Source organism: Streptomyces sp. NBC_01460, assembly GCF_036227405.1.
Taxonomy (GTDB): domain Bacteria; phylum Actinomycetota; class Actinomycetes; order Streptomycetales; family Streptomycetaceae; genus Streptomyces.
In genome coordinates this window covers 440,094-465,897 of record NZ_CP109473.1, presented here as the reverse complement: position 1 = coordinate 465,897, position 25,804 = coordinate 440,094, and the positions used below count along the sequence as shown (strand labels likewise).

Annotated in this window: 20 protein-coding genes; 9 read left to right on the top strand and 11 right to left on the bottom strand. The window is 71.0% G+C overall.

Going from position 1 to position 25,804, the window contains the following annotated elements; all coding sequences use genetic code 11:
* Window position 1: 1 nt before the first annotated feature.
* Genes OG488_RS02175 through OG488_RS02155 form a run of 5 tightly spaced genes read right to left on the bottom strand, consistent with a single transcriptional unit; the run spans window position 2 to window position 5,749 of the window.
* Window positions 2-1,789, bottom strand: coding sequence for a heparinase II/III domain-containing protein (locus tag OG488_RS02175; protein WP_329225347.1), 1,788 nt, complete (start codon window positions 1,787-1,789; stop codon window positions 2-4).
* Complete coding sequence (locus tag OG488_RS02170; protein WP_329225345.1) at window positions 1,777-2,541, bottom strand: SDR family NAD(P)-dependent oxidoreductase; 765 nt, start codon at window positions 2,539-2,541, stop codon at window positions 1,777-1,779. Before OG488_RS02170 ends, OG488_RS02175 begins: the two co-directional genes overlap by 13 nt.
* Before the next feature lie 45 nt (window positions 2,542-2,586).
* Window positions 2,587-3,516, bottom strand: a complete 930-nt coding sequence (locus OG488_RS02165) for a carbohydrate ABC transporter permease (protein WP_329225343.1) — start codon at window positions 3,514-3,516, stop codon at window positions 2,587-2,589.
* The gene (locus tag OG488_RS02160; RefSeq protein WP_329225341.1) at window positions 3,503-4,468 is read right to left on the bottom strand and encodes a carbohydrate ABC transporter permease; all 966 of its coding nucleotides are present in this window, start codon (window positions 4,466-4,468) and stop codon (window positions 3,503-3,505) included. Before OG488_RS02160 ends, OG488_RS02165 begins: the two co-directional genes overlap by 14 nt.
* A 12-nt stretch (window positions 4,469-4,480) precedes the next feature.
* Window positions 4,481-5,749: an ABC transporter substrate-binding protein gene (locus tag OG488_RS02155; protein ID WP_329225339.1), complete on the bottom strand. Its 1,269-nt coding sequence runs from the start codon at window positions 5,747-5,749 to the stop codon at window positions 4,481-4,483.
* Window positions 5,750-5,986: 237 nt separating this feature from the next.
* On the opposite strand from OG488_RS02155, the gene OG488_RS02150 reads away from it, so the two are divergent.
* Entirely contained in the window at window positions 5,987-7,111 is a 1,125-nt protein-coding gene (locus tag OG488_RS02150; protein WP_329225336.1) for a LacI family DNA-binding transcriptional regulator, read from the top strand.
* Between the two features lie 230 nt (window positions 7,112-7,341).
* On the opposite strand, the gene OG488_RS02145 is transcribed toward OG488_RS02150, so the two are convergent.
* The 3 genes from OG488_RS02145 to OG488_RS02135 all read right to left on the bottom strand — a co-directional run bounded on the left by OG488_RS02145 (window position 7,342) and on the right by OG488_RS02135 (window position 12,097).
* Window positions 7,342-8,727 carry an endo-1,4-beta-xylanase gene (locus tag OG488_RS02145; RefSeq protein WP_329225334.1) on the bottom strand — a complete coding sequence of 462 codons (1,386 nt, stop codon included), beginning with the start codon at window positions 8,725-8,727 and terminating at the stop codon, window positions 7,342-7,344.
* Window positions 8,728-9,137: 410 nt separating this feature from the next.
* A complete protein-coding gene (locus OG488_RS02140; RefSeq protein WP_329225333.1) occupies window positions 9,138-11,321 on the bottom strand; it encodes a 2Fe-2S iron-sulfur cluster-binding protein in 2,184 nt (727 codons plus the stop codon).
* An 11-nt stretch (window positions 11,322-11,332) separates the two neighbouring features.
* Window positions 11,333-12,097, bottom strand: a complete 765-nt coding sequence (locus OG488_RS02135) for a siderophore-interacting protein (protein ID WP_329238361.1) — start codon at window positions 12,095-12,097, stop codon at window positions 11,333-11,335.
* A 148-nt stretch (window positions 12,098-12,245) separates the two neighbouring features.
* Here OG488_RS02135 and OG488_RS02130 point away from each other — a divergent pair, with 148 nt between their 5' ends.
* Window positions 12,246-12,866, top strand: coding sequence for a TetR/AcrR family transcriptional regulator (locus OG488_RS02130; protein ID WP_329225331.1), 621 nt, complete (start codon window positions 12,246-12,248; stop codon window positions 12,864-12,866).
* Between the two features lie 224 nt (window positions 12,867-13,090).
* On the opposite strand, the gene OG488_RS02125 is transcribed toward OG488_RS02130, so the two are convergent.
* Window positions 13,091-14,929: a serine hydrolase gene (locus OG488_RS02125; RefSeq protein ID WP_329225329.1), complete on the bottom strand. Its 1,839-nt coding sequence runs from the start codon at window positions 14,927-14,929 to the stop codon at window positions 13,091-13,093.
* 283 nt (window positions 14,930-15,212) lie between these two features.
* On the opposite strand from OG488_RS02125, the gene OG488_RS02120 reads away from it, so the two are divergent.
* From OG488_RS02120 to OG488_RS02100, 5 genes are all read left to right on the top strand, one after another.
* Window positions 15,213-16,712 carry an acyl-CoA synthetase gene (locus tag OG488_RS02120; RefSeq protein WP_329225327.1) on the top strand — a complete coding sequence of 500 codons (1,500 nt, stop codon included), beginning with the start codon at window positions 15,213-15,215 and terminating at the stop codon, window positions 16,710-16,712.
* A gap of 188 nt (window positions 16,713-16,900) precedes the next feature.
* The gene (locus OG488_RS02115) at window positions 16,901-17,413 is read left to right on the top strand and encodes a GNAT family N-acetyltransferase (RefSeq protein WP_329225325.1); all 513 of its coding nucleotides are present in this window, start codon (window positions 16,901-16,903) and stop codon (window positions 17,411-17,413) included.
* Between the two features lie 111 nt (window positions 17,414-17,524).
* Window positions 17,525-17,908 (top strand): VOC family protein, encoded by a 384-nt coding sequence (locus tag OG488_RS02110; protein WP_329225323.1) that lies wholly within the window; start codon window positions 17,525-17,527, stop codon window positions 17,906-17,908.
* Between the two features lie 1,102 nt (window positions 17,909-19,010).
* Window positions 19,011-19,511, top strand: coding sequence for a sortase (locus tag OG488_RS02105; protein WP_329225321.1), 501 nt, complete (start codon window positions 19,011-19,013; stop codon window positions 19,509-19,511).
* 92 nt (window positions 19,512-19,603) lie between these two features.
* Window positions 19,604-20,530 (top strand): class F sortase, encoded by a 927-nt coding sequence (locus OG488_RS02100; protein WP_329225319.1) that lies wholly within the window; start codon window positions 19,604-19,606, stop codon window positions 20,528-20,530.
* A gap of 48 nt (window positions 20,531-20,578) precedes the next feature.
* On the opposite strand, the gene paaK is transcribed toward OG488_RS02100, so the two are convergent.
* On the bottom strand, window positions 20,579-21,868 hold the full coding sequence (paaK, locus tag OG488_RS02095) for a phenylacetate--CoA ligase PaaK (RefSeq protein WP_329225318.1): 1,290 nt from the start codon (window positions 21,866-21,868) through the stop codon (window positions 20,579-20,581).
* Window positions 21,869-22,173: 305 nt separating this feature from the next.
* Here paaK and OG488_RS02090 point away from each other — a divergent pair, with 305 nt between their 5' ends.
* Entirely contained in the window at window positions 22,174-22,329 is a 156-nt protein-coding gene (locus OG488_RS02090; protein ID WP_329225316.1) for a hypothetical protein, read from the top strand.
* A gap of 57 nt (window positions 22,330-22,386) precedes the next feature.
* The gene (locus OG488_RS02085; protein ID WP_329225315.1) at window positions 22,387-23,907 is read left to right on the top strand and encodes an alpha/beta fold hydrolase; all 1,521 of its coding nucleotides are present in this window, start codon (window positions 22,387-22,389) and stop codon (window positions 23,905-23,907) included.
* 38 nt (window positions 23,908-23,945) lie between these two features.
* Here the strand turns inward: OG488_RS02085 and OG488_RS02080 are convergent, their stop codons facing one another.
* Window positions 23,946-25,580 carry an FAD-dependent oxidoreductase gene (locus tag OG488_RS02080; RefSeq protein ID WP_329225313.1) on the bottom strand — a complete coding sequence of 545 codons (1,635 nt, stop codon included), beginning with the start codon at window positions 25,578-25,580 and terminating at the stop codon, window positions 23,946-23,948.
* Window positions 25,581-25,804: the final 224 nt, after the last annotated feature.

Here is a 25,804-nt window from a genome sequence, read left to right as displayed (position 1 = left end):
GTCAGTTCCCCGTCCCGAATCGCGCGGCCGAACCGTCCGCCAGCTCCACCGTCAGCTCCTCGCCGTCGAACCGCACGCCGGTCACCGCGGGTCCCGCGGAGGCGGCCTGGTACACCGAGGCGAAGGTGATCCGCTCCGCCTCGGCCGTGAAGTCGACCCAGGTGCGCGTGCGCTGAGGATCGTCCGCGGGGCCGGGACCCGGCCGTGAGAACGGGCGGACCTCCACCCCCGGGGTGTACGTGTGCCAGCCGTGCAGGGTCTCGTCGCCGTACCAGGTGGTGCGCACAGGACCGGTGGCCTGCGACTGGACGTCCAGAGCCGTCCCCGGCCGCAGCTGGCCGGTGACGCGCCGCGCCTCCCCGCCCGTCACGCTCAGCAGGTCCACCAGGTAGCAGTCGCCCGCCACGACCCTGCGCACCGCGCGCACTCCCTCGTACGCGGTGGTGACCTCGGCGGTCAGCGAGCGGTCGTCCGCTGCCAGGAGCGCGCCGGCGCACTCCGCCTGCTCCGCGCCGTCGACGCGGAACGCCGGATGCACCTCGGTGGACGCGTACAGATCCCGGAACTCGGCGTGGGCGTACGGCACCTGACCGGGATCCGGCTGCCACGGAGTCGTGTCGCCGTACAGATAGAGCGACAGTTTGTCGCGGTGTCCGTGCGAACCGCCGTGCGGGCCGAAGTCCAGCAGGGCGTGGATGCCCGCGGCACGCAGTACCCCGTACCCCGTGGCCCGGAAGACGGTGACCGCGTCCGGCGCCGGGCGCCGGGGGAGCGGCGGCCCCGCGAACCAGCCGCCCAGCTCACGGTCGAGCCCGTCGTCGTGCGCGCCCAACTCCTCCCGGGCCCGGTCCGCCACCGCGCGCAGCCCGTCCGACGGGACCAGCTGCTGTGCGAGGGCCACCAGTTCGAGCCACTCCAGGGCGAGCGGACGCCGGAGGTACGGGCCGTCGTGCAGCGCGGGCAGCAGGCCGCCCGGGGTCGCTGTCGTCGCCAGCACGTCCGTCATCCCGGCCAGTACGCCGGCCACGTCCGGCGGGACCGACGCCGGATCGGTGGAACGCAGCGCCAGCAGGGCCGCCCGCAGCACGAAGCCGTGGTAGTACGTGCTGCCCTCCCACTCCCAGCCGTCGTCGGCGACCGCCACCCGCAGATGGGCGTACAGACCGTGCTCGCCCTCCAGCCACTGCTTCGCGCCGTCCCACTCCAGGCCGCGGGCCGCCGCGACGGCACGGCTCGCGGAGGAGCCGGCCGCGTTGAGCCACGCGGTGTAGTTGGACGCCAGGTCGCCCCGGCCGGTCAGGACGCCCCGTGCCTCCAGGGCCGCCCGCTCCAGCTCCTCCAACAGCGGCAGTGCGGGCGCCAGGTCCTCCGTGCCGTCCTCGGCGAGGGTGATCACGGCGTGCCCGATGTTCACCGCCCAGATCGCGTCGGTGAGCGCCTGGTGGAAGAGGCGGCCGCGCAGCATCCAGCCCTGCGCCTCGCCGTGCCGCTCCGTGGCGAGGGACGCGTACACACCGGCGTACTCGGTGAGCCCGGCCACGGCCTCCGCGCGCTCGCCCCGGTGGGCCAGCACCCGCAGATGCCGGGCCCACGCCTGGTGCGACAGCACCACCCATGCGCCGCGCACCGCGGGGGTGTCCACCCGGCAGCCGTGCCCGCACCGGGCACCGCCGTCCGGGAAGACCCCGCGGAGGAGGTCACCGTGATCGAGCTCCACACCGTGCGCCGGGCAGACGTACGCATGCCACCAGCCGCCCCGCTCCCGGGGGATCCGCCTCAACGCGGCCATACGCCACCGTCGATGTCCACCGTGGTGGCGGTGAGGAACCCCGAGGCGGGCGAGGCGAGGTGGACGACGGCGTGGGCGACGTCCTCCGGAGTGCCGGCCCGGCCGACCGGGATGCCCGCCTCCATCGCCTCCTGGGCGGGCAGCGCGGTGAACGTGTCGTGGAACGCCGTGCCCTTGATGAAGCCGGGCGCGACGGTGTTGACGGTGATGCCCGTGCCGGCCAGCTCCTTGGCGAGCCCCTTGGTGAAGCCCCGGACGCCCGCCTTGGCGGCCGCATAGGCGACCGAGCCGGGGCCGCCACCGTTGTGCGCGGCCAGCGAGGACATCGTGATGATGCGCCCCGCGGACGACTGCGTCAGATGCGGCAGGGCCGCCCGCACCGTCCGGAACGCCGACGTCAGGTTGGTGGAGAGGACCAGGTCGAAGTGGTCGTCCGACATCTCCGCGATCCTCTCGCGGCCGATGAGGTGACCCGCGTTGCAGACGAGGACGTCCAGGCCGCCGAGGAAGCCGGTGGCCTCCTCGACCAGCCGGTCCACCTCGGCGGACACGGTCGCGTCGGCCTTGAACGCCTTCGCCCGGCGGCCCACCGCCTCGATCGCGGAGACGGTCCTGGCCGCCTCGTCGGCGGAGGAGTGGTAGTGGACGGCGACGTCGGCGCCGGCCTCGGCCAGGGCGACGGCGATGGCACGGCCGATGCCGTGGCCCGCCCCCGTGACCAGGGCGCGGGAACCGTGGAGATCAGCAGACATGGGTGAAGCCCTTTCGGTGACCGGCCCTCAGGGGGCCGGAACCGGTCACTTGAGACCGGCGGTTGCGAAGCCCTGCACGAAGTAGCGCTGGCCGATGAGGAAGAGGACGACCATGGGCAGGGTGGCGAGCGTGGTGCCCGCCATCAGGAAGTGCCACTGGGTGCCGTTCTCCGTCTTGAAGACGGAGAGCCCCACCTGGATCACCCGGAGGCTGTCCGTGTGGGTCACCAGCAGAGGCCACAGGAAGTTGTTCCACGACGACTCGAAGGTCAGCAGCGCCACGGTGATGAACGCGGGCTTGACCTGCGGCGACATGATCCGGGCGTAGATCCGGAACTCGCCGAGGCCGTCGAGCCGGGCCGCCTCCTCCAGCTCCACCGGAAGGTCCAGGTAGAACTGCCGGAAGAGGAAGACGGCGAACGGGGTGACCGCGCCCGGGACGATGAGGGCCCACCAGGTGTCCAGCCAGCCGCTCCCGCCCTGGCCGAGGATGTCGTTGCCGCCGGCCAACGGCATGAAGCGGACGATCAGGAACTCCGGCAGCACCTTGGTGTAGGTGGGGATCATCAGGGCCGCGACGAAGAGGTAGAAGATCGTCTCGCTGCCGCGGAACCTGATGCGCGCCAGCGCGTACCCCGCCATCGACGCCACGAGCACGTTGAGCACGGTGTGGCTCGCGGCGATGACGAAGCTGTTGCGGGCGTACGTGGCGAACGGCGCCGCCTTGAGCGCGTCGACGTAGTTGCCGAACTCCCAGTGCTCCGGGAGCAGTCCGGCGTCCTGCGACGCGATCTCCACCGGGGACTTGAGCGAGGTGATCACCATCCAGGCGAACGGCACCACCATCAGGAGGGAGACGACGGACAGGGTCGCGTAGAGGGCGATCCGGCCGACCGGGACGGGCCGGGACCCGGCCGGCTTCCGCACGGGCTTCCTCGGCGCGGGAACCGGTTTCCGCAGCTCAGTTGTGGCCACGACTGCCTCCCATGATCCGCTTGTTGACCAGGGTGAAGCCCATCAGCAGCACGAAGAGCACCAGTGACTGCGCGCTGGCGTACCCGACGCGGAACTCCCGGAAGGCGGACTTGTAGATCTCGTACGTCATCATCGTGGTGCTGTTGGCGGGGCCGCCGTCGGTCAGGATGTAGATCTGGTCGAAGGACTGGAACGCACTGATCATCGAGGTGATGAGCACGAAGAACGTCGCCGGCTTCAGCAGGGGCAGCGTGATCGAGAAGAACTGCCGCACCCGGGAGGCCCCGTCGACCGACGCCGCCTCGTACAACTCCTTCGGCAGGGACTGCAGGGCGGCCAGATAGATGAGCATCTTCATGCCGATGCCCTGCCAGATGCCGACCAGGATCACCGACGGCAGGGCCCAGGTCGTCGACGACAGCCAGGCCGGGCCGTCGATGCCGAGGAACGACAGCAGCGTGTTGAGCAGACCGTTGCCCGGGTTGTAGATCCACAGCCAGACCAGCGCGATCGCGACGGTGGCGGTGACCTGGGGCAGGAACACGGCGGTGCGGAAGACGCCGCGCGCCTTGAGCCCCGTGTGCAGGGCGAGGGCCACCAGCAGGCCCAGCGCCATTCCGAACGGCACGGTGAAGAAGGTGTACAGGAGGGTGTTGACGATGGACTTGCGGAAGACAGCGTCGTCCAGCATGTCCCGGAAATTGGCCAGGCCCACGAACTCCGGCGCGGTCAGCACGTCGTACTTCGTGAAGGCCAGGGCCACCGAGACCATGACCGGAAGGCCGATCCACAGCGAGGCGTGCAGCAGCGCGGGCGCCACCATGAGCATGCCCGCCCGGCGCCGGCGGCTCCCCGGGCCGCTGCGGACCCGCCCCGTCCGCCGGGCCGCCGGGGCCTCAGGAGGGGAAGGCGGCCTGGCCGGCCTGGCCTTCACTACGGTTGTCGCTCCCATGGTGACGGGTCCTCACATCCGGCCGATGGCGGCCTCGGCGAGACGGCCGAGCTCCGCGATGGCGTCCTTCGCGGACTGGTCGCCGACGATGGCGGGCTCGAGCGTCGGCTTGATCTTTTCCCGGATCTCCATCCAGGCCGCGGTACCGCCCTCGGAGAACGCGTGCTGGAGGTTCTGGAGGGAGAGATCGACGAACTGGTTCTCCTTGACGTATCCCGTGTCGTCGAGGTCGCGCAGACCCGGCACCGACCCGCGCTGCTCGGCGGCCCCGAGGATCGATTCGGGGGTGGCCAGGTACTCGACGAGCGCGCGGGCCGCCGCCGGGTGCTTGGAGCGGGCGGCCTGCGTGACGAGCGTGCCGCCCTGGAGCATCGCCGGCCGGCGGTTCGCGAGCACGAACGAGCCGAGCTTGTCGTCCTCGACGAGGTCGGGGTTCTGGTCCTTCGCCTGGACCCACAGGGCACTGGACGTCATCATCATCGACGCCTTGCCGGTCTGTACGTTGGAGGGTGTGCCGATGTCCGTCTTCCTGGCGTAGTCGGCCGAACCGTCCTTGACCAGGTCCTTGAAGAACTGGAGGGCCTCGACTCCGCGGGAGTCGGTGAACAGCACCTTCTTGCCGTCGGAACTGAAGAGCTGACCGCCGTTGGCGAAGAGGAAGGTCTCCCAGCACTGGCGCAGTTCGATGGAGAACGGGTCGAAGCCGATGCGGCCGTTCCTGGTCAGCTGCTTCGCGACGGCGCGCAGCTCCGCCCAGTTGGCCGGGGTCTTCTTGATCCCGGCCTCCGCGAAGTGGTCCTTGCGGTACACGACGATGCGGGTGTCGAGGACGACGGGCAGTGCGTAGAGCTTGCCGTCGTAGCGCGACGGCTCCAGCACGCGCTTCTCGTAGTCGTGTGCGGTGGCGAGCTCCTCCGGAAGCTCCGCGATCGCCTTCTTCGCGGCGAACGGAGGGATCCAGCCGACGCCCATCATGAGCACGTCGGGCAGCAGCCCGCCGGCGAGGCCGGTGGTGATCTTCTCGTTGAGCTGCGCATACGTGGTGTAGTCCACGTTCACCTTGACGTCCGGATACTTCTTCCGGAACCCGCCGAGGATCTTCTGCTCCAGCAGCGTCTTGCCGTTCGCACCCTCGTAGATCGGGGTGAGCAGCGTGATCTCGCCCTCGGCGGGGCCGTCGGCGGAGCCGGCGGACGACGCGCCGCCGCCGCAGCCGGCGAGAGCGGCCGCGGCTGTGCCCGCGCCGATCGCGGCGAGCACGGACCGTCTGTTGAGTTCCATGGGACACCCCTCTGGAGGTGGAGTCAGTGGATCAGTCAGTGGATCGATCCAGCGATGACGTCCCGGACATGGCTGGGAAGTGCTGGTAAATCGATGCACTGAGACTAGGAACGGCACAAGAGCGACGTCAACAGCTGGTGCACAAGAATTTTCAGGGAAGTTAACGGGTGTACCGGTAGAGCGAGTTCAGTAAATCGGTACACTGATCCCAGCAGTGCGTTCCGAACCGGAGGTGGCATGAGCGGGGTAACGATCCATCAGGTCGCGGAGGCCGCAGGGGTCTCCGCGAGCACGGTCTCCAACGTCCTCAACGGGCGTACCGACCGTATGCAGGCGGCCACCCTGGCTCGCGTGGAGCAGACGATCGAGCAGCTCAACTACCGGCCGAACCGGGCGGCCCGCATGCTGCGCACCGGGCGGATCAAGGTCATCGGCCTGATCGTGCCGTCCGTGGCCAACCCCTTCTGGGGAGCGCTCGCACGGGAGCTGGAGGCCATCGCGCTGGCCGAGGGCTACCACGTACTGCTCTGCAACAGCGAGCGCGATCCCGCCCGTGAGCTCAAGTACGGCGAGGAACTTCTCGCCGACGGGGTCAGCGGTGTGGTCCTCTGCTCCTCGCTGCCCTCGCTCGACCACATGGCGCCGCTGCTCAGCAGAGGGCTCAAGATGGTGGCCTTCGACCGGACCGCGCAGGCGGGTGACCCGTCGTCACTGGCCAGCATCAGTGTGGACAACGCGATGGGGGCGGAGCTCGCCACCCGCCACTTGATCGAGCTGGGCCACCGCAGGCTCGCCTTCGTCTCCGGCTCCGTCAACAGTGTGAACCGGCGCGAGCGGCTGCGCGGCTTCCGGTCCGCCCTGGAGGCGGCCGGGCTCGACCCGGCCGAAGCCATCGTCTGGCCCGGCGCGGACACCACCGAGTTCGGGGACAAGGACGCGGCGGAGCTGGGCCGGAACGCGGCGCGGGAGCTCCTGTCCCGGCCCGACCCGCCCACGGGCTTCGTCGCGATCAACGACATGTGCGCGATCGGCATCTGCCGGGGCGCCAGGGACGCCGGACGCGGTGCGGGAAGGGACGTGTCGGTGGTCGGCTTCGACGACATCCTCCTCGCCGACCTCTTCGAACCACCCCTCACCACGGTCCGTCAGCCGCTCCCCGAGATGGCCGCGGAGACCTTCCAGCAGCTGCGGGCCCGGATCGACTCGGCGCCCGTCGCCGGGCGCTCCCTGCTCATCAGACCCCGGCTGGTCGTGCGCGAGTCGACGGCACCCGCACCGGTGCCGGCCGGATCCGGGACGCCCGCGGCCGCCGCCCCTCCGGCGCTGGCGGCGACGGGGGCCGGTGGCCGCGCCACCGGCTGAGCCGACACGGAAACGCTCCGCCCCGCCCGGCCGGGCGAGCGGCGGGGGCGGAACGGAGCGCTCAGGGGGCGGGGCGGACGGGTTCGGACCCGTCACGCACCCGCCCCGTCCGGCCGGGCCAGGACGGAGGGGGTGCGGGCCTCGCCCCGTCCTCTCCCGCCGGAAGCCGGAAGCCGGAAGCCGGAAGCCGGAAGCCGGAAGCCGGAAGCCGGAATGCGGTTCCGGGCTGCTCAGGAGACGGTGCAGCTACCGACGACGGGCGCCGCGGTGTTGCCGTTCGTCGTGACGGTGAATCCGAAGCTCGTCGAGGCACCGGCCGCGAGCGTCCCGTTCCAGGTGGGCTTGACCGTCATCACGTTGCCCGCGGTGGTGGGCGTGCCGTTCCAGACGGTGGAGACCGTCTGGGCCGACGGAATGGTCACCGGAACCGTCCAGTTGGTGATGCCCGCGCTGCCCGCCTTGACGGTCACCTGCCCGTTGTACCCGCCGTTCCACGTCGAGGTCTGCGCGTACGTCGCGGTGCAGGCACCGGTGCTCCCGCCGCCGCCGTCGTCACCGCCTCCTCCCGAACCGCCGAGCGCGGCGAGCACCGCGTCGTAGGCCGGCTTCTTGTTGTAGTCGCCGTCGAAGAGCAGGGGGGTGCCGCTGCTGCGCCACGAGTACTTGTCCGTGACGCCCCAGACCGTGATGCCCGTGCAGCGCGTGACGGCCAGGCAGGCGTTGACCACCTTGGTGTAGTTCGCGGCCTGCGCCGCCCCGGACCCCTCGATGTCCAGCTCGGTGATCTGTACGTCGACACCGAGATCGGCGAAGCGCTGCAGATTGGCCTGGAAGTCGGAGGGGACCGGTGAGTTGCTGTTGAAGTGTGACTGGAAGCCCACGCAGTCGATCGGGACTCCGCGCGCCTTGAAGTCCTTCACCATGGCGTAGACCGCGTTGCTCTTCGCGTTCTGGCCGTCGGTGTTGTAGTCGTTGTAACAGAGCTTGGCGTCGGCATCGACCGTACGAGCGGTACGGAACGCCTCCTCGATGAAGCCGTTGCCGAGCTTGTCCTGGAACGGCGAGCTGCGCCGGGCCCCGCTGCTGCCGTCCTGATAGGCCTCGTTCACCACGTCCCACGAGTGGATCTTGCCCTTGTAGTGGGTCATCACCTGGGTGATGTGGTTGTTCATGGCCGAGCGGAGGTCGGTGGCGCTCAGTCCGCTCACCCAGCCGGGAAGCTGCGAGTGCCACACGAGCGTGTGGCCCCGGACCTTCATGCCCTTCGCCTGGGCGTGGCTGACGATCTGGTCGGCGGCGGAGAAGTTGAACGCGTTGCGGGTGCTCTCGACAGCGTCCCACTTCATCTCGTTCTCGGGCGTGACCGAGTCGAACTGGGCGTCCAGCGTGGACGCGTACGCCGCTTCGCCGAGGTGGTTGGCCGCCACCGCGGTGCCGAAGTAGCGGCCCTTTGCGGCCGCGGCGTCGCCGAGCGCACCGGTGGCCTCGGCGCTGCCGGCGAGCGCGACGACACCGGCTGCGGCGAGGACACCCGCGGTGACGAGCGACAGGGCGCGTCTGACGCGGGCCGGCGGCTGCGGGCGGGCGGGGACGCCGTCGGGGGGAATCTGGGCCATCACGTATTCCAGCCTCTTCTTCCGGTTGCCGGGCGCGTCGAACCGGGCGCCCGGGCAGGGGGATCGGACCGTTCGAGGTGCTGTGCAGCCGTCGTCGGACGCCTCGGGGGACGTTTCCCGCCGACGGGAGTGCGAGCTGTGGAACAAGGGGAGCGAGGGAGAGTATGCGCGCAACGTGAAGACGCGTCAACGCCGCATTTCCGAAATATTTCCGAGCGAACTACCGCTCATGTGAGGAACGTTGAGGACTCTACCTGCGTAGACGGCCAGCGACTTGCGACGCGTGGCGTACGTACGCGTCAAGTCCTCGTCATGTCTCTGAGGTAGGGCGAAAGTTTCGATGGTGCCGGTGAGGGGGTGGGCCGGGTGTGCGGGCCGCACCTCGTGCGGCCCGCACACCCGGTCGGCGATCACGGGTCCGCGATATCGAGAGTGACCTTCGACCGGGGGCAGCTCACACACGTCAGTACATAACCCTCGGCTCTCTGCCGGGGCGTGAGGCAGTTCGGCTCACCCTGCGTGACCTCACCTTCGCGCAGCCGTACCACGCACTCGCCGCAGTTCCCGACCGTGCAGGAGTGCGGCATCGGCAGCCCCGCGGCAAGGCCGGCGTCGAGCAGCGTTCGGCCGGGCTCGACCACCACCGTGCCCATGGGGTGCCCGTTCTCCTCGACGGTCATCTCGTGCGGCACCTCCGCCACGGTCCCGGTGGCCGCTCCGCCGGTGTAACGCTCCTTGTGCACCCTCTCGTCCGTGACTCCGAGCCCGGTCAGGACACCCTGGACGGCATCCATCAGCGCCTCGGGGCCGCAGACGTAGAAGTGGGCGTCCCCGGCCTGGCCCAGGCCGGCGATCCAACGGCGCACGCCGTCCGCGCCGATCCGCCCGTCCCGGCGGGTCAGGACGTGGGTGACGGACAGCCGATCGGGGTTCTCCCTCGCCAGCCGGGACAGTTCGTCGCCGAAGATGATCTCGTCGGGGCTCCGGCTGCTGTACAGCAGCGCGATCCGGCCACGGCCCGTCCGGACGGCGAGCTGCGTGCGGATCATGCTCATCATCGGCGTCACGCCACTGCCCGCCGCGATGAGTACGAGCTCGTCCGGGGGGCGTTGCCCGGTGTGGAAGGATCCCGACGGACCGCGCACCGCGAGGCCGTCCCCGGGGCGGAGACCCCGGTGCACGTGGCCGGAGAACCGGCCCCCCTCGACGTGCTTGACCGTGACCTCCAGCCGGGGCGACCCCGGCGCCGACGATGCGGAGTAGGCGCGTCGTACCGCGCGGCCGTCGATGTCGGCGACAAGCGTGAAGAACTGGCCGGGCCGGAAGTCGAACGGTCCGGGACTCCCGCCGGCGTCCTCCAGCACGAGCGTGACCGCGCTCGGTGTCTCCCTGCGCACCTCGTGGACGCGCACCTCCCGCAGGGAGTTGTCCGTCGCGCCGGCGGCGGCAGGGCGCCGCCCCGGGAAGCCGCGGCGCCGGCTGCTCGCGACGGACCCGACCTCGTCGTAGCCCTCCTTCCGCAGCCCGGAGCGGTAGACACGGTCCACCACCAGCCGCACCAACCGGCTCATCCCCGGGATCACCCCGACGGCCTTCATCAGGAACGCGGTCGGACCGCCGTCCGCCTCGGCCGCACCGGCGGCGAGATGCTCACCCGCCAGCGCCATCAGGTCCGGCACCGTGCCACGGCCGACGTGGGCGCCGGGGGTCCACAGGCGCGAGCGCGCCACGGCGTCGTTGTCCGTCACCTCGGCGTCCTCGACCTCGATGAGCAGCGCCAGGTGCGGGGGCATCCCGCGCAGCGCCATCGTCTCCAGGAGCGCGGGGTCGTCGGTGATCGTGCCGCGGCCGCGGACGTGCAGCACACGGTTGCGCCCCGGTACGAGCGCGGCGAACGAGAGCCGCTCGTCCTGCAACACGTTGTGGAGCGTGTCGGCCCGCCTGTTGCCCTTACGGTCCGGGACGACGAGTGTCCGGCTGTCCAGGATCCGCGCCACCGCCTGCCGGTCCCCGCGCGGACTCGTGTCGCTCCCGGCGGACGAGTCCCACGTCGACAGCGCGAGGAACGGCGCCGCGGCCAGGAAATCGGCGATTCCGGGCCGGCCCAGGGGCCCGTCACCCGTGACCTCGGCGACCGGTCCGGCCGGTTCCGGTGGCTGCCACAGGCGGGACCGGAGCACGGCCTGGGCGCAGTGGACGTACGCCTCCTCGATGTCGACGGTCGTCTCCGCACCCTTCCGCGCGGTCACCGAGCCGTTGACGCGCAGGAGTTCCCCGACACCGGGCAGGAGGAAGAAGCACGAGACCGGACCGTGCGGGGCGGCGGGCTCCGGTACGGAGAAGGACATGCGTGTGGGCGAATGGACGCGTGCGAACCCCGGGGTGCCGCCGATGAAGGTCGTCCTGCTGGTGCCGTCGGCATCCCGGTAGCCGAAGGCCGCGACCGGACACCGGGCCAGGACGGCCCGGCAGCCCTCGTCGAGGGCGCTGATCTGCTTGAGCACGACCGCTGCCGCCGGGCGGCCCACGGTCGTCTCCACCTCCTCCACCGTCGTCAGCCGACGCGGGGTGCTCCACCTGTCTGTTTGCTGCACGGGGATTCCTCTCAGCCGGGAGTGGACCGGCCCAGGCGCCAGTAGCCGATGAACGAGATGTCACGCTTGGGCACGCCGCGGTCCTCGACCAGGTGCCGCCGCACCGACGTGGCCAGCCGGGACTCACCCGCGACCCACGTGTAGAAGCGGCCGGACGGCAGCGTGGCGCCGCGCAGCGCCTCCAGCGCCAGGGCGCCGGGCCGCAGACCTGCGTCGTCACGGCTCGACCAGTGGACGCGGACGCCGGCGGGCGCCTCGACGGCGCGGATGTCCGCCGCCGTCGCCACCTCCACGTACACCTCGGTGGGCAAGCCGGGCGGTGTCGCGTCGAGGATCGACAGGACGGCGGGCAGCGCGCTCTCGTCGCCGACGAGCAGCTGCCCCTCCGCGTGGTCCGGCAGCCGGTACGTGGTGCCGATGTCGAAGATCCCGGCCGGATCGCCCGGCTCGGCCCCGCGCACCCAGGACGACATGGGCGCGTCACCGTGCAGGGCGAACTCGATGTCGATCTCGTCGTCCGCGGGCCGCGCGCGCCGGATCGTCAGGTTGCGGACCCACGGGCGCACCGACTTCGGCAACAGCAACAGCTGGGCGATCCATGCCTCGTTCGAGACGGTCGGCATCCGCAACCCGGTCTGTCCCTCGCGGGGGAAGAACAGACGAACCGCTTGGTCGCCTCCTGTGACGACCAGGTCCCGCAGGGCAGGGCCGCCGAGGGTCACGCGCGCGAAGCCCGGCGTGAGGAACTCGCGGCGCCGCACCTCCAGCGTGAGCATCGTGCGTGAATCGGGCAGGTACACCTTGGGGATCACGGCCCACCACCCACATCGGATCGGTCCTTGTTCTCGCAGCTCATGGCACTATTCTGAGCAATAGCTCATGTCTTTCGCTACTCGCGTTCCACGCCAGGAGAAGGGTCCTCGGATGCCATCGGCCGACCGCCGCATTCAGCCACGTCGCAAGCCTCGCCAGGCGCGCGCCGAGCTCACCCGCGAGCGCATCCTCACCGCCGCTGCTCACGTTTTCGCCGAGTACGGCTACGCCGCCGGCACCACCAACCGCATCGCTGAGCGTGCCCGTATGTCCATCGGCTCGCTGTACCAGTACTTCCCGAACAAGGACGCCGTGCTCGCGGAGTTGCTGGTACGGCACCTGGACCGCAGCACCTGGACGGAGGCCGACCAGCTCGATCTGTCCGCGGGAGGCCTGGAGACGATGGTGCGGACCCTGGTCCGCGATGCGATCGACAACCATCGGGACGATCCGCAGCTGCTAAGGATCATGATCGAGGAGGCGACACTCTCGCAGGAACTGCTCGACACCATCGACCGGCGCAGCAGGGACCGTGTCGCTCAGCTGCGCGACGTCCTCGCCCGGCATCCGGACGTCCGTGTACGGGACCTCGACACCGCGGCCGAGCTGATCGTGTTCACCGTGGAACTGAACACGCACAAGCTCATGGCCGACCCGCAGACCATCCCGGTCGAGACGTTCGAGAGCGAGCTGGTCGCCATGGTCACCCGCTACCTGCGTGGTGACCGGTGAGCCTTCCCGGCGGCGCTTCTCCACCGTGACCACGGCTCGGCCGTGCGAGTCCCGCGGGGAGGGGGCCGATGTCGCGCGTGGCGAGGGGGAGAGCAGGTGCCGCGTCGCCGTCGACGGCACCCCGGGCGGTGTGGGGATCCGGGCTCGCCGGTCCGCACACCGCCACACCAGGGGATTTCGACGGACGAGGGCCGCTTCAGGCCCCGTCGTCCGGCCGGAGGCGGTCAGTCGGAGGAAACCGTCCAGCCCGTCGCCTCGACACGGCGGGCGTCGCCCGGCCTCCGCTCGTCGAAGAGTGTGCGGCCGCCGTCCTCGACCCGGATGCCGTCGACGTACACCCCGCGCCCGACGTACGACTGGTCGGTGGTGTAACGCCATCGCAGCCGCACCTCAGCGCCTCGCAGCGCGCCGAGGTCCGCCTCCAGCCGGTGCCACAGGCGCCCCGACCAGCCCGTCGCCGAACCGTCCGGATGCGGGCCGGACTCCCGGGGGCGCTCGCCCTCCGTCGGCACCGTGGTGAACCCCAGGGGCTGCCACGTCGCCCCGGAGTCCGACGAGGCCTCCAGCCGGAGGACATCCGAAGCGGGCTCCGTGTCCCACCAGAGGTCGCAGCTCAGCGACGGACGCGTGGACACGGGGCGCAGTGCGGGCAGGGTGAGCGTCGCGGTGGCGGCGCTCGTCATGCCGGAGAACCAGGCGGTGCCGCCCCGGGCCGGGCGGACGGGTACCGCCCGCGCCATCCGGTTGGCCGTGGCCACCCGCGGCGCGCTGCCCGAACGCCAGTTGCGGACCGGGTGGACGGAGTTGCCCAGAACGATCAGGAAGGAGTCCGTCGTGGGGTCGAGCACGAGGCTCGTGCCGGTGAAGCCCGTGTGGCCCGCCGTCTGCGGGGTGGCCATCGCGCCCATGTACCAGTGCTGGTAGAGCTCGAAGCCCAGGCCGTGCTCGTCGCCGGGGAACGCGGTGTTGAAGTCGGTGAACAACAGCTCCACGGATTCCTCGGACAGGATCCGGGACCTGCCGTAGACGCCCCCGTTCAGCAGGGTACGAGCCAGGACCGCCAGGTCCCAGGCGCACGAGAAGACACCCGCGTGCCCCGCGATCCCGCCGAGGCTGAAGGCGTTCTCGTCGTGGACCTCGCCGTGGATCAACCCGCGTTCCAGACCCGACCAGGGCAGCCGGGCGTCCTCGGTGGCCGCGATCTTCGGTTTCCAGGAGGCGGGCGGGTTGTACCGGGTGCGGTGCATCCCGAGCGGAGCGGTGATCTCCTCGCGGAGCAGGACGTCCTGGGTGCGGCCGGTGATCTTCTCCAGGATCAGCTGCAGTGAGATGAGGTTGAGGTCGGAGTAGAGATACTTCGTGCCCGGAACCGAGGACGGGACCTCGTCCCAGATCAGACGCAGCTTCCCCTCGCGGGTCGGCTCCTTGTAGAGGGGGATCCAGGCCCGGAAGCCCGAGGTGTGCGTGAGCAGCTGGCGGACGGTGACGTCCTGCTTGCCGCCGCCGGCGAAGTCGGGGAGGTACGAGGCGACCCGGGCCTCGAGCTCCAGCTCGCCACGCTCGATCCGCTGCACGGCGAGGATCGAGGTGAACAGCTTGGACACCGAAGCCAGGTCGAAGACCGTGTCCTCGGCCATCGCGATCTGCTGCTCCGGCGGCAGTTCCACCCCGGTGTCGGTCGTCTCGTCGTACGCCGAGTAGCGCAGCGCCTTCCCGATCGGCCGGTGCAGCGCCACGGTCCCGCCCCGTCCCGCGAGCAGGACGGCGCCCGCGTACCAGGGGTGGGTGGGGGAGTCGTCGAGGTACTTCTCCGCATCGGTGACCAGCAGGTCGAGCTGGTCCGCCAGCAGTCCCGCGCGCGCAGCAGATCCGCGTCGCAGTGTCGGCCGGCTCCGCCCTGGTCCCATGCCCGTCCCGGTTCCCGATGATGCCCCGACGCCGGCCGCCGCTCCCGCTGCCCCGGCGAAGGGAATCGGAGCGAGGGCGAGTGCCCCGCCCAGCGCCAGTATCCCGCCGCCCAGCCTCCGACGGCTCATTCCTCGTTCCGACACGTCTCCGGCCATCCGGAACCCCTTCCCCTGACATCGAAAGCACCCGCGTGAAAGTAACTTTCGAAATCTCGTACGCTGATGAAAATTCCTGCCGAAGCAGAGATTACTGTCACCGCCGCCGTCCGCGGGAGGTCCTCGTGGAACAAGAAACTGACGTAACGTCAGCTGAGTGGTGCCGACGGACGACGATCGGCCGACTCGTGTGCGGGATCTCAGCCGTCGCCCCCTCGGACCCGGGCCGACACAGACGTACCGGGCCCTTGACCCGTGTCTACGCGACGCACAGGATCACGCCATGACAGGTGTACGCAGCAGCACAGTGGACGGCGTCGTGACGCGCAGCGCACGACGCACCCCGGGACGAACCGCGGTGCGGTACGCCGAGCGGTCATGGAGCTACGCCGCCCTGGACGAGGCGGTCGGCACGGCAGCCGCGGTGCTGACGGCGCAACACGGACTGAGCCCCGGCGACCGGGTGGCCTCCTACGCCCACAATTCCGATGCGTACCTGATCGCCTACCTGGCCTGCGCCCGGGCCGGCCTCGTCCATGTGCCGGTCAACCAGAACCTCACCGGCGAGGACCTGGCGTACATCCTCCGCCAGTCGGGCAGCACCCTCGTGCTCACCGACCCCGACCTCGCCCCGCGTCTGCCCGACGGCCACTCCGTACGGTCACTGCGCGACGCGCCGGACTCGCTCCTCGGTGAACTGGACACCCCGCGCCCCTTCACGCCCGTACGCGAACCCGGCGCCGACGATCTCGTCCAGCTGCTCTACACCTCGGGAACGACCGCCCTGCCCAAGGGCGCGATGATGACGCACGGAGCGCTGGTCCACGCATACGTCAGCGCCGTCACGGCCCTCGATCTGCGCGCCACCGACCGGCCGGTGCACTCACTGCCCCTCTACCACTCCGCGCAGATGCATGTGTTCCTGCTGCCGTACCTCGCCGTGGGCGCCGAGAACACCATCCTCGACGCCCCGGACGCCGGCCTGATCTTCGACCTGGTCGAAGCGGGCCGTGCGGACAGCCTCTTCGCGCCGCCGACCGTCTGGATCGGGCTCGCCAACCACCCGGAGTTCCCCACCCGGCGGCTCGACGGACTGCGCAAGGCGTACTACGGCGCGTCGATCATGCCCGTGCCCGTCCTTGAACGCCTGCGCGAGCGGCTGCCGGACCTGGCGTTCTACAACTGCTTCGGGCAGAGCGAGATCGGCCCCCTCGCCACCGTCCTCGGCCCCGACGAGCACGAAGGGCGGATGGACTCCTGCGGGCGGCCCGTGCTCTTCGTCGAGGCGAGAGTGGTCGACGAGCACGGCAAGGAGGTGCCCGACGGCACGGCGGGCGAGGTGGTCTACCGGTCCCCTCAACTGTGCCAGGGCTACTGGGACAAGCCCAAGGAGAGCGAGGAGGCCTTCCGCGACGGCTGGTTCCGTTCGGGCGATCTCGCCGTACGTGATCCCGAGGGCTACTTCACCGTCGTCGACCGGGTGAAGGACGTCATCAACTCGGGAGGGGTGCTCGTCGCGTCCCGGCAGGTGGAGGATGCTCTCTACACCCACCCCGCGGTGGCCGAGGCGGCCGTGGTGGGACTGCCCGACGAGCGCTGGATCGAGGCCGTCACCGCGATCGTGGTGCTCCGCGGCGAGGCATCGGAACGTGAACTCATCGAGCACGCCCGCGAGAGGCTTGCCCACTTCAAGGCCCCGAAGCGGGTGCTGTTCGTGGGTGAGCTCCCCCGCAACGCCAGCGGCAAGATCCTCAAGCGAGAGCTGCGGGACCAGTTCTCCTGACGGCACCGGACGGGATGCGGTCCACGATCGGTGAGGGGCGCGGATCGGTCTCGGGGCAGCTGATCTACGGTGGGCGACGACCTCCCATCAGCCCGGAGGTGTGGTGACGGGCGGCGCTCGGCCGGGATATTCACTGGTCGCCGTGTGGTGATCGTGGTCATACCGCCGCGATGGATCCGGTGACTCCGGTGACCGACCGTCTCCTGCTACGAGCCTTCACGCCGGCCGACACGGACGCGGTGTACGAAGCCTGCCAGGACGAGGACATTCAGTTCTGCACACCGGTGCCGGTGCCGTACCGGCGTGCGGACGCGGAGAAGCGCATCGGCGAGGAAATGCCCGCTGGCTGGGCCACGGACAAGAGCTGCACCCTCGGCGCCTTCCGCAGGGACAGTGGCGCCCTGGTCGGCTCGTACTGCCTGTTCGTCATCAGTCCGGGCGTATACGAACTCGGCTACTGGGCAGTCAGGGAACAGCGCGGACGCGGGTACTCCGTGGAGGCCGCCCGGGCCCTGTGCGACTGGGGCTGGGCCACCCTCGACGTCCACCGCATCGAGTGGTGGGCCATGGCCGGGAACACCGGCTCGCGTGCCGTCGCCGAGAAACTCGGCTTCACTGTCGAAGGGACACTGCGCGATCGCAGCATCGCCAACGACGGCGAGCCGCACGACTGGTGGGTGGGCGGACTGCTGAGGCCCTGACCACGTCGTGAGGCCCGGCACCGGACGTGCCGCCATGCACCTGAGCCGTGCGCGCGACGTCCGCGTGCAACTCGGTGGCGTCCGGCGCGGAAATGAGGAAGGCTCGCGCCCATGGTTTCGGTAGTGCAGAACGTGGCGATCGACTGTGCGGATGCCTACGAGTTGGCCCGGTTCTGGAGCAGAGTGACCGGCCGCTCACTGCATCCGGAGGACGAACCGGGTGCCCGGGAGACTCAGGTGCTCCTGGCGGAGGGCCCGGTGCTGCACTTCAACCAGGTGCCCGAGCCCAAGAAGATCAAGAACCGGATCCATCTGTGCTTGCGCCCCGAGACATCGCGCGAGCAGGAAGTGGAACGGCTGCTCGGTCTCGGTGCCACTCTCGTCACCGATCAACGCAATCCCGATGGCTCTGGCTGGGCAGTCCTTGCTGACCCCGAAGGCAACGAATTCTGCGTTCTTCGCAGCGAGTCGGACCGAGCCGCGATGAGCTCCTGACGCCGACGCGCCATCGCGGCCGGCTCTGTCGCGACCGCTGGTCGCAGCAGCTCGTTGACGGCCGCTACGAGGACGATCGCCTCGTGGCGGCCGTCAAGCTTGACGTTCCTTGTGTGCACTCGACCGCGTGGCGGCCGTGTGGTCTTCCGGCCGGACGTAGGCGGACGGCCGCCGCGAGCCGAGCTTCCTGTGGCTGAGGGCTTGGTCGCCCTTGTCCGGGACGGGATGCGCCTGGGACTCCCCGGCGGCGCAGTCGGCCCCGGTTCCTGCGGGAGGCGTACACCTTGTCGGCCCGCACGCGAGAGGGACGCGAGTGCTGGTGGGCGCGGCACCCGGCGGGGTCGAGGCTCACGTCCCACGTGAGCGCACCCTTCGCGTCGATCGGGACTCGGAGGCGGGCGAGGAACCGGTGCCAGGTCGTCCCGCTGCCGGCGACGGAGCACGGCGTGGATGCGACCCCACGGGCCCGTACCCGACGGCATGTCCCCGCCTCGGAATGCCGGTCCGGACCCCGAAACCGTGTGCCGCCGATCAACCGTCGCCGAGGCCGGACGGGCGGCCACCCGGCCTTGGCGTCCTTCGGCAGCGAAGGCTCCGACATCGACGCCTGCTCGTCCACGAGATCCCCCCGACCCATCAACCGTGATCAGTCACAGCTCAAGGGCCGGTCTCGATCCACCTGGGCTGTCGCGGACGCCGCCGAGCCGCTCGTGGCCCGCACGCTGAGGAACTCTCAGGTCTCGGTGTCCGGCGCTCGCGCCGACGGCTCCCCGGGTGCTGGAACGGCCCAGCCCGAGCGCGGACCCCGCCCCCGGGACGAGTCGCGCTCACCGTCGGAGCGGGATCGACGGATCGGTGGACGCCGCCGGTGCGTGCGGCCCCTTAGCCCGTTCGCCGTCCCGGGTGTGACCCCGCCTCAGCTCTCGCTCCGGATCGGGTGACCTGCGTAAACGATCGCGGGGTGACGGTGTCCCACGCCTGGGCGGGTGACGGAGCGGGCGGCACCTCGTGTTGCGTGGGTGACGGACTGTCGGTTGCCTCGGAGACACAGCAGAGGAGCCGCCCAGACCGGCCGGACCCTGCTCCCGTTGGAGGATTCCTCATGCGCAACACACGCATCGGTGCGGGTATCTGTCTGGCCGTGGGCTCCCTCGCACTCGCGGCCCCGGCCGCGGAGGCGGCGGCCGATCCCTCAGGCGACCTGACCATTCGCATCAGCCCCGCGAAGGCCTCACCCGGCTCGGAGGTGACCGTCAGCACCAGATCATGCGGCACGGAGACCTACGGCAAGGGCACGTCGGAGGTGGCAGGAGCCTTCCACCTCTTCGAGGGTGACCGCAAGGGCGTGCTCGTCGGTGTGTTCGAGATCCCCAGGGGGACCGAGCCCGGTACCGACACCGTCACCGTGAAGTGCCCTCCGCGAATCAAGATCACGGATACGTACGAGATCGCCGACCGCGCCCCCTCCGGCGGTGTCGACGCCGGTTTCGGATCCCCCACCGACCAGAGCACACAGCTCGCGCTGGGAAGTGTGCTGCTGGCCGGCGCCGTGGCCGGGGGAGTGGTCAGGATGCGCCGCCGGACCGCCGAGGCCCGCTCCTGACCGTGCGACACATGTCCGCGGGCCCGGGCACGTCGCACCGATCCGGCCCCGCGGACACCCCACCCACCCGCTGCGAAGCAGAGGCACACGCGATGGATACCGGGCGCACGACCAGCACCACGTCCCCCCAGTCGTTCCCGGCGGTCAGGCACCTGGTCTGGGCCCTGGTGGCAGGCACCGCCCTCGTGGCCGGCGGACTGCGTGACGACACACCGCCACAGCCACCGGCCTCCGGGGCCGCCGCTGCCGAACCTGCCGCCGCCGTGCCCGCTCCTGCGGCAGCGTCCGCGATCCGTCGGGCCGCGACCGGGTCGTCCCTGCGGGCGCCCGCCTACCTGCCCCCGGAACGCTTCCTCGCCGAACCGCCCTCCTCCCCGCGACGCCTCTCCGCGCCACCGCTTCTCCTGCCCGGGCCTCCCGTCCGCCCCGCGCCCCTGCTCCCCTTGCCGGTTCGGCCCGTCCCGGCGGCCCCGGTTCCCGCGAGCCCCCCGCCGAAGGCCCAGGACGCCGGTCCGGCACCCGCGCGCAGCACCCCCGCCTCGCGTCCCTCCGTGCAACCGCTCCCGCCCTCGACCCCGCTCCGGCTGCGGATCCCGACGGTCAAGGTGGACGCGCCCATGATGGAGCTCGGCCTCGACGCGGCGGGAGCCCTGGAACCTCCGCCCGACAACAACCCCGTGCTCACCGGCTGGTACGCCGGTGGAACCGTGCCGGGCGCCACGGGCACCGCCATCACCGCGGGGCACGTCGACACGCGCCTGGGGCCCGGTGTCTTCCACAAGCTGGGCTCCGTGCGCAAGGGCGCCGTCATCGAGATCGCCCGGGCCGATCAGCGCACCGCCGTGTTCACCGTCTACGCCGTCGAGGTCTACGACAAGAAGCGCTTCCCCGACACGAAGGTCTACGGCCGCTCGGCCCGGCCCGAACTCCGGGTGATCACCTGCGGTGGCCCGTACAGCAAGAAGGCCGGATACGAGGACAACATCGTGGTCTTCGCGGCCCTGACCGCGACGCGCTGACCGCCCCGGCGCACGCCTCGGTCCGGCAGCCTCGCTTCGACGGCCTCCTCAGGTGGCCTCCCTCAGGTCGACGATCCGCCTGATCTTGCCGACCGAGCGCTCCAGGGTCTCCGGATCGACGATCTCGATCCCCACACTCACGCCGACCCCGTCCTTCACGGCCGCCGCGATCGACAGGGCTGCCGCCTCGCGTTCGCCGGCCGTCGCACCGGCCCGTGCCTCGGCCCGCACGGTCAGGGCGTCCATCCGCCCCTGGCGGGTCAGCCGCAGCTGGAAGTGCGGGGCCACGCCCGGGGTCCGGAGCACGATCTCCTCGATCTGTGTGGGGAAGAGATTCACCCCGCGCAGGATCACCATGTCGTCACTGCGGCCGGTGACCTTCTCCATACGCCGGAAGGTACGCGCCGTACCCGGCAGCAACCGCGTCAGATCCCGGGTCCGGTAGCGGATCACCGGCATGGCCTCCTTGGTGAGCGAGGTGAAGACCAGCTCACCCTCCTCCCCGTCCGGCAGGACCTCCCCGGTGAACGGGTCGACGACCTCCGGATAGAAATGGTCCTCCCAGATGTGCAGGCCGTCCTTGGTCTCGACGCACTCCTGAGCCACGCCCGGTCCCATCACCTCCGACAGTCCGTATATGTCGACCGCGTCGATCGCGAACCGCTCCTCGATCTCGCCGCGCATCTGCTCGGTCCACGGCTCGGCTCCGAAGATGCCGACCTTCAGCGACGTCGTACGGGGGTCGACCCCCTGGCGTTCGAATTCGTCCAGCAGGGTGAGCATGTAGGAGGGCGTGATCATGATGATCTCGGGCCGGAAGTCCTGGATCAGCTGCACCTGGCGCGCCGTCATGCCCCCGGAGGCCGGAACGACGGTGCAGCCCAGGCGCTCCGCCCCGTAGTGGGCGCCGAGGCCGCCGGTGAACAGCCCGTACCCGTAGGCCACATGAACCTTGTGTCCCGGCCGCCCACCGGCGGCCCTGATCGACCGGGCGACGACGTCCGCCCAGGTGTCCAGGTCGCGATCGGTGTATCCGACCACCGTGGGCCGGCCGGTCGTACCGCTGGAGGCGTGGATCCGTCGCACGCGGTCCTCCGGAACGGCGAACATCCCGAACGGATAGTTGTCGCGCAGGTCGGCCTTCACCGTGAACGGGAAGCGGGAGAGATCCGAGAGCGTCCGGCAGTCCTCGGGCCGCAGCCCCGCCTTGTCGAAGGAGGCACGGTAGAAGCCGACGTTCTCGTAGGCGTGCCGCAGCGTGGCCCGGAGCCGCTCCAGCTGCAGGGCTTCGAGCTCGCCGCGGCCGAGCCGCTCGCCGGCGTCCAGCAGTGCGGTCATACGGATCATCCCCTCGCCGACCGACGACCGACCGTTCGGTCGCCTCCTGGTAGCAGTAATTCAGGAGGCGGGGGGTTCTGGCAAGGGGGAGGTGCCGCCTGTGGACAACTCCTGGTCAGCACCCCGGCTCGGTGAGTCGGGGGTGACCGTCGGGACGCCGCCCGGGCGGCCGGTGGAACCGGCGGGCGGACTCCTCGACCGGTGCGTCCTCGACACCCGGTGCGCGAGGGTCGCCGCGTAAATCGACGGCCGCCCGGGACCGCCCGAGGGCGGAGTCCCTCCGTGCCTACGTCACCGGCCTGGTCGTGGCCGCGGGGCACCCGGAGGAATCCGCCGCCGCGTACGTCCTGCTCGCCGAAGGCGCGCTCGTCACCGCGGGCCCTCTCCGGGAGACGCCCGAGCCCGCACAGGAGGCCGGGCGGGCTGCCGCCCGGCTCCTGACAGGGGCCGCCGTCACCTGATTCGCTGTGGGCGTACGCCCACACCACGCGCCGCCCGCCCCTGGTTGGATGACAGCCATGCCGATCTTCAGCACGTACGACGGAACCGCCCTCGCCTACCACCTGGTGGGCGAGGGTGAACCACTGATCTGCCTGCCGGGCGGCCCCATGCGCGCCGCCCGCTACTTCGGCGACCTCGGCGGTCTGTCCCGCGTACGGCAGCTGGTGCTGTTCGACCTGCGCGGTACCGGTGACTCCGCCGTCCCGCAGGACCCGTCGACCTACCGCGTCGACAGGCTCGTCGAGGACGTCGAGGCGCTCCGCGCGCACCTCGGACTCGAACGGGCCGACGTGCTGGCCCACTCCGCCTCCGGTGAGCTCGCGGCGCTCTACGCGGCGACGTATCCGCACCGGCTGCGCTCCCTGACCCTCGTCACGCCCGGGACAGGTGTCCTGGGCGTGCACGCCACCGACCGGGACCGGCGCGACGCCGCCGAGCTGCGCGCACACGAGCCCTGGTACGCCGGGGCCAGGGCTGCGCTGGACGAGATCCAGGCCAACCGTGCCACGCCCGGGTCATGGGCCGGGATCCGGCCGTTCATGTACGGCCGCTGGGACGCCGCCGCCCAGGCCCACGCCGCCGAGTCCCCCGCGCAGCGCAACGCCGAAGCCGGGTCGCTCTACTACCCGCAGGGCGAGCTCGACACCGACGCGACCGTCGCCGCACTCCGGGAGCTGCCGGTCCCCGTGCTCGTCCTCGCGGGGGAGTACGACGGAGGCCCGAGCCCGGACCGTGCGGCCGAACTGGCCGCGCTGTTCCCCCATGCCGAGTTCGTCGTCCAGAAGGGCGCGGCCCACTTCCCGTGGATGGACGACCCCGGGGCCTTCGTCCGCGCCGTCACGGCCTTCCTCGACCCCGCCGTCAGCAGCGTGCAGGCGGGCGGCATCCGCCTCGCGTACCGCACCTGGGGCGACCCCTCCGCCCCGCCCGTGGTGCTCGCCCACGGGCGGAGCGGAAGCAGCCTGGACTGGGCCGGCGTCGCCGAACAGCTCGCGGCCCGCCACCGGGTGTACGCCCTGGACTTCCGGGGCCACGGCCTGAGCGACTGGCCCGGCCGCTACTCCTTCGAGTTCTTCCGCGACGACCTGCACGCCTTCCTGGAGGCCCGCAACCTGTCCGGTGCCACGGTGATCGGGCACTCCATGGGCGGAGCGGCCGCCCTGCTGCTCGCCGAGCGGCACCCCGCACTGATCGGGACCCTCGTCATCGAGGACGCTCCGACCCTGCTCCCGCTCGACCCGCCCCGGCCGCACGCCGAGCGCCCTGAGGGAGAGCTCGACTTCGACTGGCAGGTCGTCCCCTCGACCGACGCACAGCTGAACGCCCCGGACCCTGCCGGACGGGAGTGTCTGGGCGACATCACCGCCCCCGCGCTCGTCGTCGGAGGTTCCCGGAGCCACATCGACCAGGACCAACTGGCCTGGATGGCAGGGCAGATACCTGGCGGGCGGTACGTGTCCGTCGACGCGGGCCACCTCGTGCACACCGACAACCCGCAGGCGTTTCTCGCGGCCCTCAGGGCGTTCGGCGTCGGCTAGGCGGGCCCCCGGCAGGGGCCCGCCGGCCGTACGCGTCATCAGCCGCGGTGGAGCAGGGTCAGCATGACCTCGTACAGCGTGGCCTCCGGGTCCGCGGCCGCGCCCTCGGAGCGCCAGGCCACGAATCCGTCGGGGCGCACCAGCACGGCACCCTCGGCGGACGTGCCGTGCGAGGCCGCCCAGTCGCCTCCGTCCTCGGGCCGGAGGTCCGCGCCGGGGCCGGAACCGATCCCGAACGCGTCCAAGGGGATCGACAGGCGCTTCGCCACCGCCTCCGCCGCCGTACGCCACTCCGGATACCGGGCGTCGCTCAGCACCACGAACGACTTCTCGTACAGGTCCAGCGTCGACAGTCGCCCGCCGTCCCGCCCGAGCCACATGTGCGGTGCCCGGGTGCCGGGTTCACCCGTCAGGCCCATGCCCTCCGGGACCACCGGAAGACCCGGGTCGACGTCCAGGACGGCACCCCGCACATAGCGGTAGCCGAGTGCGACCGTGAGCATGCCACCCTTGCGGCCGCCGCCCGGGCCGGGCGCACCGGCGAATCCCGGGTGGCTGTGCTCTCCCGAACGGGCCGACGCGCGCGCACTCGTGGCCTGCGCCACCGGCAGCCGTTCCGCCTCGTAGGTCCCCAGAAGCCCCGGTCCCGCCACCTCGTCGAGCACGGCGGCCAGCTTCCACGCCAGGTTGTGCGCGTCCTGGATCCCGGTGTTGGAACCGAACGCCCCGGTGGGGGACATCTCGTGCGCCGAGTCCCCGGCCAGGAAGACCCGTCCGGAACCGTACCGTTCGGCCACCCGCTCCGCCGCGTGCCACGGAGCCTTGCCCGTGATCTCGACGTCCAGGTCCGGTGCCCCGACCGCCCTGCGGATGTGTTCCGCGCACCGCTCGTCGGTGAAGTCCTCCAGGGTCTCGCCCCGGTCGGGCTGCCACGGGGCGTGGAACACCCACTTCTCCTCGTTGTCCACCGGCAGCAGCGCCCCGTCCGCCTCCGGGGCCGTCAGGTAGCAGACGATGAAGCGCCGGTCACCCACCACGGAGGCGAGCCGCCGGGAGCGGAAGGTGATGCTCACGTTGTGGAAGAGGTCACCCGGCCCCGTCTGGCCGATGCCCAGCCGCTCCCGGACCGGACTGCGCGGCCCGTCGGCGGCGACGAGGTAGTCGGCGCGCACCGTGGTGTGCTGCCCGGTCTCCCGGTCCTTCACCACGGCGGTGACCCCGTCCGCGTCCTGCTCGAAGCTGAGCAGCTCCGTGGAGAACCGCAGCTCGCTGCCCAGAGCGCGGGCATGGTCCACGAGCACGGGCTCCAGGTCGTTCTGGCTGCACAGGCACCAGCCGCTCGGGCTGAACCTGGCGAGCCCACCGCCCGGGTCGATCTCCTTGAACAGCCACTCCTGGTCGTCGCCGGTGAGCGACCCGGCCTGGAGGATGCCGTGGTTCTCCGCCAGCACGGATGCGGCGTCCCGGATCAGCTGCTCCGCGCCCGCTGCCCGGAACACCTCCATCGTGCGGACGTTGTTGCCACGCCCCCTCGGGTGGGTCGAGGTGCCGCTGTGCTTCTCCACCAGCAGGTGGCGGACGCCGAGCCGGCTCAGGAAGAGGGACGTGGACAGGCCCACCAGGGAGCCGCCCACGATGAGGACCGGTACGCGTAGGTCGACGTTCTCGTTCATCAGTTGCTCCAGCTCGGACGCATGACGGATGCAGTGTCCATGCCCTCACGGGAGGCCTTCGGCCGGGCTTCGGACGGCGCCTCACCTGAACGGTTCATAAATCTCGCGCCGCCCGTACCAGCGTTCCACGATCAGTCGCGGGAGCGATGCCCGCGATGCGAGGGCGGATGTCACGTGCCGCCGACAGAGACCTGCGCCGCTTCCACCGAAACCGACGGATGACG